At 38.7% G+C, this 16105-nt stretch carries 15 protein-coding genes and 1 tRNA gene; 3 read left to right on the forward strand and 13 right to left on the reverse strand.

Annotation, left to right across the window (positions count from 1 at the left end):
* Nucleotides 1-344 precede the first annotated feature (344 nt).
* The 7 genes from R8925_RS08080 to R8925_RS08110 form a co-directional block, all read right to left on the reverse strand.
* Nucleotides 345-968, reverse strand: a complete 624-nt coding sequence (locus R8925_RS08080; RefSeq protein WP_430535381.1) for a hypothetical protein — start codon at nucleotides 966-968, stop codon at nucleotides 345-347.
* 529 nt (nucleotides 969-1497) lie between these two features.
* Nucleotides 1498-2301 (reverse strand): hypothetical protein, encoded by an 804-nt coding sequence (locus R8925_RS08085; RefSeq protein WP_430535382.1) that lies wholly within the window; start codon nucleotides 2299-2301, stop codon nucleotides 1498-1500.
* A 94-nt stretch (nucleotides 2302-2395) separates the two neighbouring features.
* The gene (locus R8925_RS08090; protein ID WP_430535383.1) at nucleotides 2396-2836 is read right to left on the reverse strand and encodes an SMI1/KNR4 family protein; all 441 of its coding nucleotides are present in this window, start codon (nucleotides 2834-2836) and stop codon (nucleotides 2396-2398) included.
* 12 nt (nucleotides 2837-2848) lie between these two features.
* The gene (locus R8925_RS08095; protein WP_430535384.1) at nucleotides 2849-3295 is read right to left on the reverse strand and encodes an SMI1/KNR4 family protein; all 447 of its coding nucleotides are present in this window, start codon (nucleotides 3293-3295) and stop codon (nucleotides 2849-2851) included.
* Nucleotides 3295-4767 carry a T7SS effector LXG polymorphic toxin gene (locus R8925_RS08100; protein WP_430535385.1) on the reverse strand — a complete coding sequence of 491 codons (1473 nt, stop codon included), beginning with the start codon at nucleotides 4765-4767 and terminating at the stop codon, nucleotides 3295-3297. Before R8925_RS08100 ends, R8925_RS08095 begins: the two co-directional genes overlap by 1 nt.
* Nucleotides 4754-5065 carry a hypothetical protein gene (locus tag R8925_RS08105; RefSeq protein ID WP_430535386.1) on the reverse strand — a complete coding sequence of 104 codons (312 nt, stop codon included), beginning with the start codon at nucleotides 5063-5065 and terminating at the stop codon, nucleotides 4754-4756. Before R8925_RS08105 ends, R8925_RS08100 begins: the two co-directional genes overlap by 14 nt.
* 19 nt (nucleotides 5066-5084) lie before the next feature.
* Nucleotides 5085-5381 (reverse strand): hypothetical protein, encoded by a 297-nt coding sequence (locus tag R8925_RS08110; protein WP_430535387.1) that lies wholly within the window; start codon nucleotides 5379-5381, stop codon nucleotides 5085-5087.
* Nucleotides 5382-5720: 339 nt separating this feature from the next.
* Here R8925_RS08110 and R8925_RS08115 point away from each other — a divergent pair, with 339 nt between their 5' ends.
* Nucleotides 5721-6719 carry a tyrosine-type recombinase/integrase gene (locus tag R8925_RS08115; protein WP_430535388.1) on the forward strand — a complete coding sequence of 333 codons (999 nt, stop codon included), beginning with the start codon at nucleotides 5721-5723 and terminating at the stop codon, nucleotides 6717-6719.
* Between the two features lie 54 nt (nucleotides 6720-6773).
* On the opposite strand, the gene R8925_RS08120 is transcribed toward R8925_RS08115, so the two are convergent.
* From R8925_RS08120 to R8925_RS08130, 3 genes are all read right to left on the reverse strand, one after another.
* Nucleotides 6774-9803 (reverse strand): DEAD/DEAH box helicase, encoded by a 3030-nt coding sequence (locus tag R8925_RS08120; protein ID WP_430535389.1) that lies wholly within the window; start codon nucleotides 9801-9803, stop codon nucleotides 6774-6776.
* Nucleotides 9804-10100: 297 nt separating this feature from the next.
* A tRNA-Lys gene (locus R8925_RS08125) sits at nucleotides 10101-10173 on the reverse strand.
* Between the two features lie 112 nt (nucleotides 10174-10285).
* Complete coding sequence (locus R8925_RS08130; protein WP_430535390.1) at nucleotides 10286-12082, reverse strand: glycoside hydrolase family 2 protein; 1797 nt, start codon at nucleotides 12080-12082, stop codon at nucleotides 10286-10288.
* A gap of 209 nt (nucleotides 12083-12291) precedes the next feature.
* On the opposite strand from R8925_RS08130, the gene R8925_RS08135 reads away from it, so the two are divergent.
* Nucleotides 12292-12801, forward strand: a complete 510-nt coding sequence (locus tag R8925_RS08135; protein ID WP_430535391.1) for a GNAT family N-acetyltransferase — start codon at nucleotides 12292-12294, stop codon at nucleotides 12799-12801.
* Nucleotides 12802-13118: 317 nt separating this feature from the next.
* Here R8925_RS08135 and R8925_RS08140 read toward each other — a convergent pair whose 3' ends face one another.
* A complete protein-coding gene (locus tag R8925_RS08140; RefSeq protein WP_430535392.1) occupies nucleotides 13119-14408 on the reverse strand; it encodes an adenylosuccinate synthase in 1290 nt (429 codons plus the stop codon).
* Between the two features lie 286 nt (nucleotides 14409-14694).
* On the opposite strand from R8925_RS08140, the gene R8925_RS08145 reads away from it, so the two are divergent.
* On the forward strand, nucleotides 14695-15270 hold the full coding sequence (locus R8925_RS08145; protein ID WP_430535393.1) for a lipoprotein BA_5634 family protein: 576 nt from the start codon (nucleotides 14695-14697) through the stop codon (nucleotides 15268-15270).
* A gap of 44 nt (nucleotides 15271-15314) precedes the next feature.
* On the opposite strand, the gene R8925_RS08150 is transcribed toward R8925_RS08145, so the two are convergent.
* Nucleotides 15315-15674, reverse strand: coding sequence for an MmcQ/YjbR family DNA-binding protein (locus R8925_RS08150; RefSeq protein ID WP_430535394.1), 360 nt, complete (start codon nucleotides 15672-15674; stop codon nucleotides 15315-15317).
* Between the two features lie 41 nt (nucleotides 15675-15715).
* Entirely contained in the window at nucleotides 15716-16069 is a 354-nt protein-coding gene (locus tag R8925_RS08155; RefSeq protein WP_430535395.1) for an iron chaperone, read from the reverse strand.
* Between the last annotated feature and the right edge of the window lie 36 nt (nucleotides 16070-16105).

Genomic DNA, 16105 nt, shown 5'->3' on the forward strand with positions numbered 1-16105 from the left:
AAATGATGCATCATACTTTGCCACAGCAAAACACCCCAAACGTTAGATTTTTGGTCTAACTTTTGGGGTGCACATCAGAATTAGGCTTTTCACATTAATTACCTCACTTAGTACTCAATTTAACTTTTAGATACCTTCTTCTTAGCTCTTCTCTTATTGGAAAAATATCTTCCTATGACCAGTATAAGAAAAAAAGCTATCAACCATATTTTATTGCTAATAGTTAAAGGATTCTCTTGGAAGAACAGTGAGAGTATTAATAAAATCAAAAACATTCCACCAAATATTCCCAAATTTTCATCTATGCTTTTTTTCATAATCAGTGTCTACCTCCCAACTAGATTTTATTGTAATCCGGCGTGACTTAAAAAGCCTCCAGTCACGTAATTATAATCAAACCAGATACCATTTTTAAAATTCTTCAAGCCAGCAGCTACACCAGCAGCCGCAAGTGCAGACGCAACAACTTTAGACGAAACATTAACAGAGCTAATCGTAAATCCTATCGCTAAAGCCGCTTTCAAAGAACTAGCTTTAATTTTAATACGTGCATAGTTCCAATGGAAGGTAACAGAGTTTACTCCTGCACCCCGTAGTAAAATCGGAGTTAACACTGTTTCGTGTCCGGTTGGATCTATTGCAGAAGCTACTTCCGAGCCATCCTGCTTAATGCCAGCTAATTCAATATTAGTTTGCTTAACATACTCTTCAACCAATGCCACTTTCTCAGCTGGAAATATATTTGCTATAGTGCTATCTACTACAAATTGCTTAGTGTTTATATCAAAAGAAATATAATTGTTAGCCGCTAATATATCTGCATCTGTTAATATTCCAACAGACAGCGCACTTACCTTCGTATTATTGTTGATTTCATCAGCATTTACAACAATAGCAGGTGCTAAAGATGCAAAAACTAACGATGTTGCTATAAGTGGTGTCACTAATTTTACTGTATTTTTATTCATGTATTCTCCCTCTTTCTCTCTTTTGGAACCACTAATAAATAATATACAAAACATTTCTTGAATTCCTTGTGCCAATTGTATATTCATGTTCTAGTAATGTCTATGCTAAACCGTTCTATTTATATACAAATTTTAGAAAAAAAGGGAGATTGTCAAAGAAAAGGCACATTCCCGATAAATTACGTCTTTTTTACACGCTTTAATTCTAGTGAATCCAACTTACTTTGAGTTTGGGCAATAAGGAGATTTGTCGCGTTTTAAATCTAAATTGCACTTTTTTTGCACATTCACAAACAAATTTGCGTACAAAAAAGCCTCGACAGACATGATATCCGTTGAGGCTCTAAGATGGGGTGTGAGGGTTTCGAACCCCCCGACCCGCTGATTAAGAGTTAAATTTTAGAATTATTATGGATTCAAATGTTGTTATGAGTGGAGTTTGATTGTGAAAATTGATGGATTTTAGGGTTAGTTTTATAGGTTTAGGAATTTTTGAGTACCTAATACAGAATGCTCACGATTTAAAACTCTACAATGGCAAACTCCTCAGTTTGGACATATTTCTCAATAATTTTTCTCGATTTACAGAAATATAATTGATATCCATACCTTCATTTCCTTCCTCATTATGAGTTAAGGTCATTATACCCTGCTCGGTAATGAAATCAAACTTGAGACTCCCTTTATTCGTCTTAGCGTTGACTGTCTGTTCAAGAACAACTGTCCCGTCAGACTTTTTTTCTCTTGACTCAAGCTTGAGAGCATATTCAAGCTCGTCAGTTCGAATATTTATTAGATATACGTTTTTAGATGCAGTTTTGGAATCTTTTATGATTAAGTAGACATCTTTATATCCAATATTCGTAGAAGTATTATAATTTAACACAGTTCTACATGTTGTTCTTTCCTTAAAGCCCTCTTTCTGAGTAACTCCTTGCAATCTGTAGATAGTCCCTTCATCAACCACACTGTCATCATCATAGCCATAAGCAAGATATATATCTTGAATATCCCCAGTTGCTATTAAACTAATATCAAGTATCGGTTTATAGGCATAAATAGTTTCTTCAAAATCTGATTTAGCTGACGTTCCTGGTCGTGCATTCAGCTCATCAGTAGTAGTTTGTTCAATATGTTCAATTTCAACACCCGTTAACTCGAAATCTGGATTTATAAATCTATCCTCAATAAAGCCCCAAGCTAAGATCGCTATAGCAACAGGTATGCTCCAAGCTATCAACCTAACCATTCCTTTTTTAAACTCTTCACAAATCTTTTTCCAACAGCTTTTTGCGTAGTTATGAATTTTTCCCCATTTCCCGTTCTCACTCATATTAAACTCCTATCAGATAAGCCATTCGCATATTAATTTCTTTGTTTGGTACTCTTAAAAAGTAGCAGTATTCACAGCATATTTTTTCCCAATACTATCTTCTAATCATATCTATAAGGGTTGAGAAGTCCTTTGCAATCCAATACGTATTCTCTCCATCCGTCGATTCTTCAAATTGAAATGAGTCGTCCCAGTAGTAAATTCCTGCAAATTCGCCTTCGCAGATCATCACAATCATGCCCTGTATAAGGGCATCCCCAATGATTATCGAACCTTCCACCATGTCATCTTTTAGTTTTTCCATCCATGTTTCTATACTGGAGGAGCTATTGCCTGTATTTACACCATATAATACATCAATATTGATACTTGAATTTAAGTCTTCTATCCATACTTGGTTTCTTTCCGACTTATCTACTATGCCACCATTGGATGACTCTAGGAAAGCCATATAATCCGATGGCAGGTTGACATCATATCGTTTTCCCATAGCTTTTATATCCTCTGCTTGTGCCTTACCAAATTCTTTTATCACTACAAGTACCCACTATTCATCATTATCTCCATACAATTTATTCAAAAATGTTTGTAAATCCTCAGCAAGCAAAAACATATTATCCATTTCCGAATCAGATTCCATGTCGTGTCGCCAAAAATAAACTTTTTCTTTATACTTGCTCTTCTCTGTTCCTATGCAGATTTCATTTCCAGCAGGATCGTCAGCAATAGAAATGAAGCCATCTGGTATTTCACCCTCCAATATTTCAAATGTCTCACCTAGATCCCCTGATTCTTCTCCAATACCGTAAAATTTATTAACTAAGCTAACGCCTTCATCGTCTGATATTATAAAATTAGATTTTTCAGGGTATCCACCATTAAATTCAAGCAAGAAAGCCTTATATTCTTGTGGTAGGTGTAAACCATGCTTAGATTCAAATGCTTCAATATCCTTACTAGCTATTTTTTTATTTTCACTGTTCATCTTAAACATTATTTCACGCTCCTATTTATTTTTCCATTTACAGCAGATTGTCCACCAATATGCCTAAAATCTTTATGAATTTTCGCTTCAACAAGCTCCATTGTCATCCCATCCTCATGATGGTGCCAAGTATATCCTATAGGTGGCTTACTCAATTCAGGAACAGGTGGTTGCGAATTCTTATCTAATTTGGCTTCAAGATTTGCAGCCCTGAAGTCAGCTTGAGGGTTCTTAGGCGATGCCACCTTAATCGTAACAGGCTCAACATCGGGGTGTCTGTAGTCTTTAAAGTCTGGATAACCATTCGGATATCTAACCGTCTGACCATTTTTGTTGGTATAACTCCATGTGCCTTTACTATCGATAGAAATACTGCCACCTTTTTTAATCCATTTCTCTGGTACTGGGGAGTTCATTGGCTTCGTTGCCATGATTTTCTTACTAATGTTTTTTATTTCTAAATCTTTAGTTGCTTTGATTTTCAAGTCACTTTGTATCTTGCTAAATCTACTTTTTGGAACTTTAATACCTCTGCCTTTCATTGCAACAGCGCCGAGAAGCACTGCCGATATGATAGAAAAACTTTGTGCCTTTGTGATTGGCTCGCCTGTAAGTAAATTGTAGCCTTCCATTGCGGCTAGCATATATTCCGTTTCAAAATCAATATCTGCGTCTTCCACTTCGCGCTTAATTGTACCATCTTTTAAGCCGTCATTGTAGGCAATTGTTGCTTTTGCAGATTCTTGATCTATCACTCCATTCTTGCTTAAAACCCAGTAGCCACCCTCTAATGTCTTCGTGTAATCATCAAAGTTATATGTTTTCTTCGGCTTCTTCTCTGGTACCAAATGATTCAACCAGCCCAGTTGCATCTTGCTGGAATCGTACATGTGTGTCGTTCCGTTGAAAGCTTTCCCAGCTAGGATTTCATTCACGCCCGTCTTCACCTGATACATTCGCGATAAAACATCGTGCATCACATTCGTATGACTATGCTCAAAATCCAGATAGCGTTCTAAAACCTTGATTTCTTCTTTGATTTGCATCATGGATGTTTCCAGCCCCAGCTTCATGCCTATCTGTTGTCCAAGGTTCAAGTTCCCCGTCATCGAATCCATCGCGTGCGTGAAGTCATCCAATAAATTCTCCGACCGCCTGATTTCAGCGTATAACGCGTCCAATTTATCCGAATCCAGTCGCGAGTCAAAGGAATCATCCACCTGCGATTCAAAGTCCTGCACATACTTCTTCAAAATCCGATCTGCTTCACTCAAGCATTCAACAGTCGTGTCTACGATGGGATAATGTATCGTTTCATAATAGCTTTTCGCGCTATAGACAAACTCACCTTGGATTTCACCATCTGCCACTAATTTCGCGACGGCTTTTCGATAATCTCGCAATGCATCCCGTAACCGTTTACTTTCCCGCAAAAACTGTTCCACAAAATAACGTACTTCGCCAATCTCAATCCGTGGCATGCGTCCCAGCCTCCTTCGATGCAAATTTGGCTCGTTGGTAGGCTCGACGCGATTCCTGTAAAGCATCATCCATAGTATACATCTGTTTTTTCCGTTTCCGCCATTCTTCCGTCATGGTTTCTTCGACCAATCCTAATCGCTGTCGTGACTGGTTCCCCTGCCACGCGTCCTGAAAAGTATGTAACACATTTTCTTGTGCCCGTTTCGCTTTCGAAAACAATTGCTCCAACTCTTCAAACTGTCGCTCTTTCTTGATTTGCTCTTTCCAAGCGTCTTCTTCCCGTTGTCTTGGTTGCATTGCTATGTATCCCCCTGACCTATTTTTTACTTCCCACCCATTCGATTCCTTTATGTAGCATATCGCCCAGCGCTTTTTCTGAGGCTACAAATGCTTTTTCCACATTTTTCAAATTGGCTGTATCTTTTTGGAACGCCGCGGGAGCAGATGCCGTCATTTGCGCAAACTCCATCGCGCCTTCTACTAGTTGCCGCGCGCTACCTGTGGAATACGAGACGCTTGGCTTTGGTTGTAGCTTTAAATTATTCGTCGTGGCTTGGATTGCACTAGCGTGTTCTGCTAATCGACCACTTGGTAACTGTATTTTCTTTGCCACTTGCTGCTCATTCCTTCCTTATTTTAGTGCTATTGGAAATATTATACCATATATTAATGATTAAAAATCCTAAGACATATCAAAAAATTTGGTATTATTAGCATGCTCCATGTATATAAACCGATTTTTAAACGTTACCTTCATTTTTCTAGTTAACATCAAAAAAGCCATTGAACTGCCTGCAGTCAAAGAATTTCAAAGGCTTTAATAAATTAGTTTTTTTCTCTATTGCCTAACCTCTTTACCGCCTTTCTCTTCACTAATAGGATACGATCCAGTTTCACAAAAACAGCGCAGAATAAAGAAAAAAATATTAAAACCAAGGCAGAAGCCGAACATTTGCAAAGTTATTACAAACAGCAGTATTTCCAAAATAACTTCGTGACGAATTTGAAAGTGACGTTTGACCAGATCGGTGATAAATATTTCGCGAACTATACTGTAGATCAGAAACTTACTTATGTAAGGTCTCAAAAAGGATACTATAATCATAGAATTATGCCTCACTTTACAGGGAGCATAATTGCGAAATTAGAAAAGAAAGACTGTATACAATTCAGATATAAACTACTAAATGAGGGTGAGAAGACACGTTTATCTAATAATAGTATCAATAAGCACATGATTTTGCTGAAAAAACTGTTTGATGTCGCTATTGATGATAACCTTATTATTAGGAATCCTTGTACGGGGATTAAGAAGTTGAAAGTCGTGAAACAAAAAATGAAATTCTGGACTACTGCGGAATTCAAGACTTTTATTGATGCTATCGATAAAAAGGATCACGTTGATAAAGTATTCTTTACGACGGCTTATCTAACTGGGATGCGCGCTGGAGAAATGTTGGCATTGAAGTGGGAGGATACTGATTTTAGACGAAATGAGATTCATGTTTCTAGAACTATGTCTCGTGTGGGCGGTGAGAATATTGTCACCACGCCAAAAAGCACTAATAGTAACCGCTACATTACTATTAATGCAAAATTAGCGGAGATGCTTAAGGACTGGAAAGAACGTCAGGAAGCTTTATTGAAATCCTATTTGATAACCGATTTGAAAGATATTACTATTTTTCAGTACAGTATTAATACGCCTATACGTGAATGTTTTGGGACGAAAAAGATTACAAAAATTTGTAAAGTTGCTGGACTGACACCTATCAGACTGCATGATTTTCGGCATTCGCATGTTGCATTATTAATTGATAACCACGAGGAAATAACTGCGATAAAAGAGCGCATGGGACATGCTAGCATTACTACAACAATTGATACCCATGGACATCTATTCCCAAATAAACAAAAAAGTATGAGTGATAAATTTGATAACATCTTCTGAACCCGTAGTATTCAAATCTACACAAAAAACTTTATCCACTGCTCTTAATAGCTATCAATTACTAAAATAACATGTTAAAGGAATATTATAAGTATCCGTTAAATACGCATCCGTCGATAGAATTATTTGATTCATAGAGTCTGTCATCTTGGATTTAGATACTCCTGGCTGAACAATCGATATTTTAAAATCTGTTTCAAACCCTGATTTGACCATTTTTTTCAACATATGCAAGATCTGTAAATCACCTTTTTCAAAACGAGTTGCGCTATCATTTTCAAGTCGCATATTTTCCCTTAGTATCATCCGCTGAACAAGCTCTAATATATTATCATTCCACATGATAGATTTTTGAGCTTGCCCACATACCTCATATAAATCATTAACCCTTGCTCCAGCAAGAGCTCTACCAGAATACTTACAGTGGTATAAATGAAAAGATACTCTCCGTAGCTCCTCATCAATTTTAATTGAAACAATATCTGCAATCTCTCCCGATCCATCGTCATCAAATATCACATCCGATGATTGATCTACAATATTATGTATTGTAGCATATTGAATTGAATCTGATTTTCTTCCCTTCCCTTGAGATTCCGATTTAATATTAACTCCTAATGCATCCCAATCAATTGAATGTATAATATTTGCAGATAATTTAAGTTCTTTCTTAGGTTTAATTACAGTCTTTAGATTTTCTTGCACAACAACAACGGTTCCATCTGCCTGTATAAAGGATATTTCTGGCGAATTTTTATAAAGGTACTCTGACATACTAATGGTTTGATTTCTTAGCTTCACTTTCAATTCTTCGCCCTTTATCTGTTTGAAACAATACTTATTGCCATCTATAATCTGCTCAAAAGCAAACTCCCTAGCATTTATCCAAAAATCAAATTGTATTTTCCCATTTATGAGCTTGGGGTTGCTTACAACTGTTTGAAAAAAAGGAAATAATTTATCCTCTTTAGCAAGATACAGCTGCTTAGCATATGAATTCGATATCTCTAGTACTTCGGGTAATGATATTTTATAGGGAACTCCTTCAGGGAATTCTTCAATGCCTTCTAAAGTAAGCGAATTGTCTAATACTGTACTCGTATCAATGCTATCATCTAATACTTTTTCACTTATTTTTTTGCACCATTCTGTCCAAAAGCTAATTCGCTCTACCCATCGCATCCAGACCTTCCCTTTATAAGAACAGCCCACACTGATGCGTTTTCCATCTTGATAGCCATAGCCAAAGATATTGGATTTAGTTGAACTTGATACCACTGCTTCATTTATTCCAGACTTAATATCTGTACCTACGAACATTCTAAAGATAATTTGACCATTCGGAACTTGCCTTAACCCCAAAGTAGCAATCAGTAATCTATTAATCCCTTCTAGGATACGCCATACCGAATCACCTTTGATGTCTACAGCCTGAGGAAACATTTTACCAACAAGGCGGTTTCCCTTTCCAGAATCGGTTTCATTTATATGAACAACCCCATTGACTTTATCAAAGAATACAACGAAGAAATCATAATCATATTCCACTAAATCCTTTTGCTCCGACCAAACTACTTTCTTTTCAATAGGCTCGATAAATATATACACTGAATCCTCTTTATTAATGAATCGTGTGGTCGTTTCAGGATCTAAAACTTGTTTCCAACCGTCTTCAAAAATCGCCTTGGATTCATTTTTAAACATTCGCGTACTTATCTTCATTTTTATTTGTGATAAATCTATATCTTCAACATGGCCTTTTTCAAACCTGTTTACGAACTCCCCAAGTTCAACTTCTTTATCCACAGCTTGATTTGAATGAATATTAAGCAGTCTATTCCAATCAGAATCTTGACGGTATAATTCTTCAACAGATTCTTTCAAATCATCTAGTGCAACATTAGTAACGAGTTTTGCATTCCCTAATTTATTATTGCTAGTTCTGGCAAATCGCCCAATGAACTGCAATGTAACTGGTAATGATTTGTATTTATCATGAATTGCAGCAATCTTAAGCGTTGGAATATCTATACCTTCACCAAACATGTTAACGCATACAACAATCCGTGAACTACCATCCTTAACTTTCTTTAGATTTTCATTGCTCTGAACTCTTGGAATACCTGTATGAATTAATACAGGATTAAATTCTTTATACTTAGAATATATACCTTCAAACAATTCATCTGCACGCTTACGACTATTTGCTCTAGCTAAAAGTATATGCTCATAGCCAAGATTAATATCTTCTCTCAAACAGTCCACTGCTACTTTCGCAATAGCCTTATCTGATTTATGCTCATCGAATTCCTGTATAGGATAAAAGTCAATCGGCTTAAAATATTGGGATTCTTGAGCTAAGCCTAAACTATAGTTGAAAATAATTTTACCATCAATTTTTTTACCATCATTTCTAAAAGGGGTTGCTGTGAATTGTAGAATTTTTTTCTCTAAAAACTTTTCTCTAACAGTCCTCCAATCGGGAGCTCCAAGATGATGGGCCTCATCAAATATCACAACTTCTACTTTTTCGGACAATTGGCTCAATAAATTGGTAGGTAAATTCTTAATCATCCCTGGAGTTGAAACAATGATATTTGCCTTATCAAACGCATCAGAAAGAATACTCTCATCCTTATTATCTACTTTCGCTTTATAAAGTAAAGTTGTTGGAAATATGACTTCGTCTGATATCATTCCCAATTCAGACAGAATGCCAAATCGACTAGCCCCTTCAAAAATTTGTTCACGTAAAAGATTGGACGGAACAATAATCAATGTTGAACATATTCTCTCTGAAATAATGGTAGTATACATCGTTTCAGATTTCCCTGTTCCAGTAGGCAGAACAATTGTAGCAGGTGCGGTTGATGTAGCCCAATGCGCTCTTATTGAGGATAGCGCGCCAAATTGGGGCATCCGTAGTCCAATCTCTTCTTTACTCCGAGAAACTTTTTCTTGATACCCCTTTTTCCAACTCTCCAAAATATGTTCTTTGCTAAACAAGACGCCGCTTTCATCAGCACACACACTCAATTTATTTCCATTTCCAATCTTTGAGTTTAAAATTTTATATTTTTGCATTTTTCTCCCTCCTCCTGTTATGTTGTTATTTCGTTCCTTTCATTGATAACAGTATAACAGATATTAGCATATAACTTCCAAATTTTTGCCATAAATAGAAAGGATAACATTACACTCTTAGTAGCTATTAAGGTAGCATTTCAGGAATGTTAAATCCATTACGTGTTAGTTAAACCATATACTATTGCTTCCTTAAGTTCATTTAAATTTTTTTCATAAGGATTTTTCAGGATTTCCACAAACAAATTCACGCACAAAAAAGCCCCAACAGACGTGAAATCCGTTAAGGCTCTGAGATGGGTTGTGAGGGTTTCGAACCCCCGACCCGCTGATTAAGAGTCAGCTGCTCTACCAACTGAGCTAACAACCCGTGTGATAAAGAGTTTTACCGACAAGACTTATTCTAGCACTTTCGACCTCGATTGGCAAACATTTCACACACAGCAGGAAGGGCCTTATTTGACAGGCCCCTTCCTTTTCCATTATTCTACAATCTGATTAAAATACTGATCATTTATCTCTCGTATCCGCTTTAAATCGCATTTTGGTTCGCGGTCGTATGTTAGTAAGCCGTTGATCTCGACTTCTACATCGGTTAGTTGCGTGTAGCAGTAGCCATGAAGGACTTTTGATCTATAAACAGCGCGCATCACCCGGCTGTAATCGGCGACGAATTCTTCTGCATTTTTCACAGATGTGTAGCCCCAGCCGCTTTGGTCGCCTGTTTGAAAGCCGATGCCTCCGAATTCTGTTAGTAAAATTGGCGCGCCTTGGTGTTCGAATCCTGCTGCGTATATTGCGCGCAACGTGGATTGGGATTTTAGAATGGTGTCTTTATCGTGGATACTTTCGCTAAAATCGGCGTATTTCTGTGATTCATCTTCGCGACCGTGTGAATAATTATGCACCGCGCAAATATCTGTTTCGGTCATTTCCCAACCATCGTTGGAGATTACCGGGCGGGTCTTATCCAAAGAATGAATAAGATGATACATCGCCTGAGTATGATGCTGTTGTTCGCGGTTGCTATGAATGTTTGGTACGCCCCAACTTTCATTGATTGGAACCCAAGTCACAATGCTCGGATGGTTATAATCACGCTCGATAATTTCTAGCCATTCACGGGTTAGTCGAGTCGCAGCTTCCTCGGTATAAACTGGAGCCGCCGCACATTCACCCCAAACGAGATAGCCCAGTGTGTCTGCCCAATATAAGAAACGTGGATCTTCTACTTTTTGATGTTTGCGACAACCGTTGAACCCCATTTCTTTCGCCAACTCGATATCACGACGTAATGCTTCATCAGATGGCGCCGTCAGCAAGCCTTCACGCCAGTAGCCCTGATCGAGCACCAACTTTTGGTAGTATGGGCGGTTATTCAAATAAACCATACCAGCCTCCGTGTGCACCTTGCGCATTCCGAAATACGAAGAAACGTGATCGTACAACACTAAATCATCCTCTAGAAAAAATTCAATCTGGAAAAGATTCGGGTTTTCCGGCGTCCAATTCCAGCCATCATTATGATTCGGTGAGCGGAAAATCTGCTTTTGATAAATCGCCACATCGCGCTGCATGTGATTTTGCGTCAACGTCACTACATCTTTCGCAATCAGGGTTTCGCCAAAATGAATTGCATATCGTAAGCGCTTACCAACTGCGCCGCCTGCAAAAATCAAATCGAGTTCCACCATGCCAGTATCCACATTCGGCGTCATACGTAGCTTTTCAATATGTACCGCATCCACGATTTCCAGCCAAACCGTCTGCCAAATTCCCGTTGTGTTCGTGTACCAAATCGAATCCGGTTCTGGCGTCCAACTCTGCTTCCCACGCGGAATTGTCTCGTCTTTTTGCAGATCAAATACCCGCACAACTAGCGTCACGGCCCCACCACTGACAACAAACGGCGTAATGTCCAGCGTAAACGAAGTATGCCCGCCATCATGTTCGCCGACCTTTTGCCCGTTCACAAAAATACTTGCCGTATAATCTACCGCACCAAAGTGCAACTTCACTTCCTTATTATCAGCCAAATCCGCCAACTCAAATTCCCGCTTATACCACACAATCTCATGATGCGCCTGATCATCAATTCCGCTAAGCTCCGTCTGATACGCAAATGGCACAATAATTCGCTTCTCAAACTCCCGCTCTCCATGGAACCAACCTTCACGCAATCCAACATCCCCATCATCAAAAGCAAATTCCCATTTCCCATTCAAATTCATCCAGTTTTCTCTCACAAATTGCGGTCGTGGATATTCTTCTCTCAACATTCCCATCGCTCCTCCTTATAAAAAAACGCTTACAATAAACTCTATAGTTAATTAAAATAGAAAGCCATCTTAAATGCATTATACATAATAGATAACCATAATGTCAAACAAAATAATATTAGATTAACCAAAAAGTAAACAATTAATGTATTGCTTTTCACAAAAAAATGTTCTATGCTCAAATAAACAACTAAAAGGAGGACAATCCAATGAAGTTCCCAACCATCCAAACCACTCGGCTCACATTACGTCAAATAACTCTTGAAGATTCCAGCGCTATTTTCTCCTTGCGATCGAATCCAGAAGTTGCCGTTTTTCAAGACCGCCCCTTACAACAAAACATCAAGCAAGCATCCACATTTATTGATAAAATAAACACTGGTATAGAAAGCAACACGTGGGTTTTCTGGGGAATCACGCTACAAGAAACCGACGAACTTATCGGAACAGTATGCCTATGGAATTTTTCAGAAGGGAACACACGCGCAGACTTAGGTTACGAACTTTTACCATCATTTCAAGGTTCTGGTTACATGCTTGAAGCGCTAAAACCAGTGCTCAAATACGGTTTCGCAGCACTTCCACTACAACAAATTGACGGCGTGACTCATACAAAAAACCAACGCTCCATCCAACTCCTCAAAAAACTAGAATTCACTTTAAATCCAGATTTCGCAGATGGAGATGAAACTATGTACACATTAAAAAAGAGAAGTTAGGCGCAAATACCTAACTTCTCTTCCTATTTTGCTGAGGCTCTTATGAGGCATCACTTGCCGATTTAGAGCCTCAGTATGCATGAGAACGCAGTGAACATGTAATCCATGCTCCGCGTCTCCGAAATCTAGCCTCTAGAGCCAGCCTCTCGGAATTTTCGTGGCCTCCGCAAAAACCAAATACGGGTTTTCACTTCGCCCCCTAACAAATTCTGTCGAGGCTAGCGGGCTCTTTCAGCTTTGTTGTGGTTCTTAGAAAGCGTACTTTGCTTTTTTAGAACCTCAATATGCATGAGAGCGCAGTGAGCATGTAGTCCATTTTATAAGCGCCAAACACTCTTAACAACATGTGTCTGCGAACGATCCGGACCTACTGAGAACATTGAAACTTGAACACCGGTTAGTTGAGCAATGCGCTCCATATAATGACGCGCATTCGCTGGTAAATCATCCAACGATTTCACATTTGTAATATCTTCTGTCCAGCCGTCCAACTCTTCATAAACTGGCTTACAACGAGCTAATTCTTTCAAACTCGCTGGGAATTCTTCGACCACTTTACCGTCTAATTCGTATGCAACACAGACTTGTAACTTCTCAATCCCAGTCAATACGTCTAGAAGCGTCAACGAAAGATCTGTCAAACCACTCACACGGCGAGCATGGCGAACAACAACACTGTCGAACCAACCAACACGGCGCGGGCGACCAGTCGTCGTTCCATATTCACGACCAACTTCACGAATTGTATTCCCAATTTCATTATCAAGCTCTGTCGGGAACGGCCCATCACCAACACGTGTCGTATAAGCTTTTGCAACACCGACAACGTGATTAATTTTAGAAGGTCCAACACCGCTACCAATCGTCACACCACCAGCAATCGGGTTACTCGACGTTACGAATGGGTATGTACCTTGGTCGATATCCAGCATAACCCCTTGTGCCCCCTCAAAAAGAACACGTTTACCATCATCCAGCGCATCATTTAACACAACCGATGTATCACAAACATACTGCTTAAACTGCTGACCATATTCGTAATACTCATCTAAAATATCCTCTATTTTAAAGCCTTCCAACTCATAGAAGCGCTCCAATAAACGGTTTTTCTCTTGTAAGTTATGCTCTAATTTCTCTTTAAATGTCTCTCTATCCAAAAGATCCGCGATACGAATACCAACACGAGCGGCTTTATCCATGTAAGCTGGGCCGATTCCTTTTTTAGTCGTACCGATTTTGTTAGCGCCTTTACGTTCTTCATCGGCTTCATCAATACGAATATGGTACGGTAAAATTACGTGCGCACGGTTCGAAATACGCAAATTCCCTGTATCAACGCCTTTATCATGCAAGTAGGCAAGCTCTGTCACAAGCGCTTTCGGATCAACAACCATTCCGTTTCCAATCACACTAATTTTCTCTTTGTAAAAAATACCGGATGGGATTAAGTGCAATTTGTATGTTTCTCCATCAAATTTAATCGTGTGACCTGCATTATTACCGCCTTGGTAACGTGCAATAGCTTCCGCATTCTCGGAAAGAAAATCTGTAATCTTTCCTTTTCCTTCATCGCCCCACTGTGTTCCTACAACAACAACTGAAGACATCTAAACACCTCATTTAATTGGTCTTTTAAGCTCGATTTCGCAAGCTTTTTCCACTCTCAATTGTACCGTTTGTCCTGGCAATAGTCAATGAATTATCGAACGTTTTCGAAATGGAATACAAAAATCGTTCGTCTATACATAAAATAAGACGCACACAACAAAAACGTAAGATAAATTGCATAATGTGTCATGTGAATCGAGGGTTTCATACTTGAAAGTTCGGTAAGATAGGTTTAAGAGCTATCTGTGAACGAAAGCTCAATCTTTTTTAGGAGTTGGAATTAACATGAAAAAATTTTTACTAATAGGAATGGTTCTGGGTGGGCTTTTATTAGTCTTGTCTGGTTGTATTTTCGATAAAGCGAAGGGCTTGATTCTGTATGGGAGTAAAGATCAGGTGACAAATACGATTGCCAGCAATAAGAAAGATATAGATTCTTCTACTATTTTTGCCGCAAAACAAGATGGTGAAGACGATAATTTAACGATTTTCTTGAAAGAGACGGATGCTAAATCGATGCAAAAACAGCAGGCTTTCACGAAAGTCGTTAACTCGGATAAAACAGAGGTGTTGAAGGAACTTCCAGCTACAAAGGGAAAAATGATATTGCTTGCGAAGGATAACGCGACAGAAATCTCGATTGGAGCGAAGAAGCAGGCGCTCACATATGGCGGAAATATAACACTTGGTGACGCGCGAACTTATGCTAAGAATATTGTGATTGTTCCAGATAATCTGTGGGAGAGCGTCGATGCCAAGCCAGAAAGTGTCGCAACTGTCATGACAAAAAAAGATGCTGCGGATTACCTAACCAATTTTCAAGATGTTGACAAAGCCCAACTCGCCGATTTAAAATCATAGCAAAAAAGAGATTATCATCACATTTTATGGCGATAATCTCTTTTTTAGCCTTCTATCTCTTTTTGACGATATTTCGGTAGTTTTCGTAAAACTTGTTCATAACCATGTGCCAACAGTTTTGCCAGAAATTCCGGATTATTCTCCTCATCCAGTAATATAGATACCCAGTGAGATTTATTCATATAGTAACCCGGGATAATGGCTGGATTTTCTGAGCGCAAAACTTCTCCTTGATTCGGTTCCACTTTTACCGTTAGAATATCGCGACCTTCTTTATTTGTCCCCAGCATCGCAAACATTTTTTCGCCAACAAAAAAGCGATCCGCGCCCCATTCTCCTTTGTAATCATGTGTCGCACCCTTCAAGCTAAGTGCCGCATCATGAATCGCTTGAAATTTCGTCACTTCACACACCTCCTTATGCCTACAATATAGGGCAATTCACATCACATGCCTACTTGATTTCGAATCACGATTTCTCGGCAAAACTTAAACAATTCTGGAATCGCATCATCATCCTTAAATTTAACCTTCACGCAACCCTTCCCAAATTTCGCATCCGGCAAGCGCTCCTTCATCTCCAAAACTAACTCAAAATCTAGCGTATGAACCGAAAAATGAGTCTTTGCATTTGAAAACGCGATATATTGCTTACCAAATTTAAATGTCGGAATCTGATACGAAATTTTCTCCTCAAAATCCGGATAATTTTCGCGCATAAATGAAACGAACGTCATCGTCCATTTTCGTTGCTCATCCGTCTCTAAATCCGCCATATATTGATCCACCGTTTCAGCCATTTGAATCCCTCCAAATCATAATTATGCTTAGTAACT

This window comes from Listeria rocourtiae subsp. hofi, assembly GCF_963575615.1.
GTDB lineage: Bacteria > Bacillota > Bacilli > Lactobacillales > Listeriaceae > Listeria_A > Listeria_A hofi.

Coding starts and splice junctions, on each gene's coding strand:
- R8925_RS08155 (WP_430535395.1), bottom strand. CDS start 16,069: ATGGCTGAAACGGTGGATCAATATATGGCGGATTTAGAGACGGATGAG.
- R8925_RS08130 (WP_430535390.1), bottom strand. CDS start 12,082: ATGTTGAGAGAAGAATATCCACGACCGCAATTTGTGAGAGAAAACTGG.
- R8925_RS08105 (WP_430535386.1), bottom strand. CDS start 5,065: ATGCAACCAAGACAACGGGAAGAAGACGCTTGGAAAGAGCAAATCAAG.
- R8925_RS08085 (WP_430535382.1), bottom strand. CDS start 2,301: ATGAGTGAGAACGGGAAATGGGGAAAAATTCATAACTACGCAAAAAGC.
- R8925_RS08120 (WP_430535389.1), bottom strand. CDS start 9,803: ATGCAAAAATATAAAATTTTAAACTCAAAGATTGGAAATGGAAATAAA.
- R8925_RS08100 (WP_430535385.1), bottom strand. CDS start 4,767: ATGCCACGGATTGAGATTGGCGAAGTACGTTATTTTGTGGAACAGTTT.
- R8925_RS08135 (WP_430535391.1), top strand. CDS start 12,292: ATGAAGTTCCCAACCATCCAAACCACTCGGCTCACATTACGTCAAATA.
- R8925_RS08095 (WP_430535384.1), bottom strand. CDS start 3,295: ATGTTTAAGATGAACAGTGAAAATAAAAAAATAGCTAGTAAGGATATT.
- R8925_RS08080 (WP_430535381.1), bottom strand. CDS start 968: ATGAATAAAAATACAGTAAAATTAGTGACACCACTTATAGCAACATCG.
- R8925_RS08145 (WP_430535393.1), top strand. CDS start 14,695: ATGAAAAAATTTTTACTAATAGGAATGGTTCTGGGTGGGCTTTTATTA.
- R8925_RS08140 (WP_430535392.1), bottom strand. CDS start 14,408: ATGTCTTCAGTTGTTGTTGTAGGAACACAGTGGGGCGATGAAGGAAAA.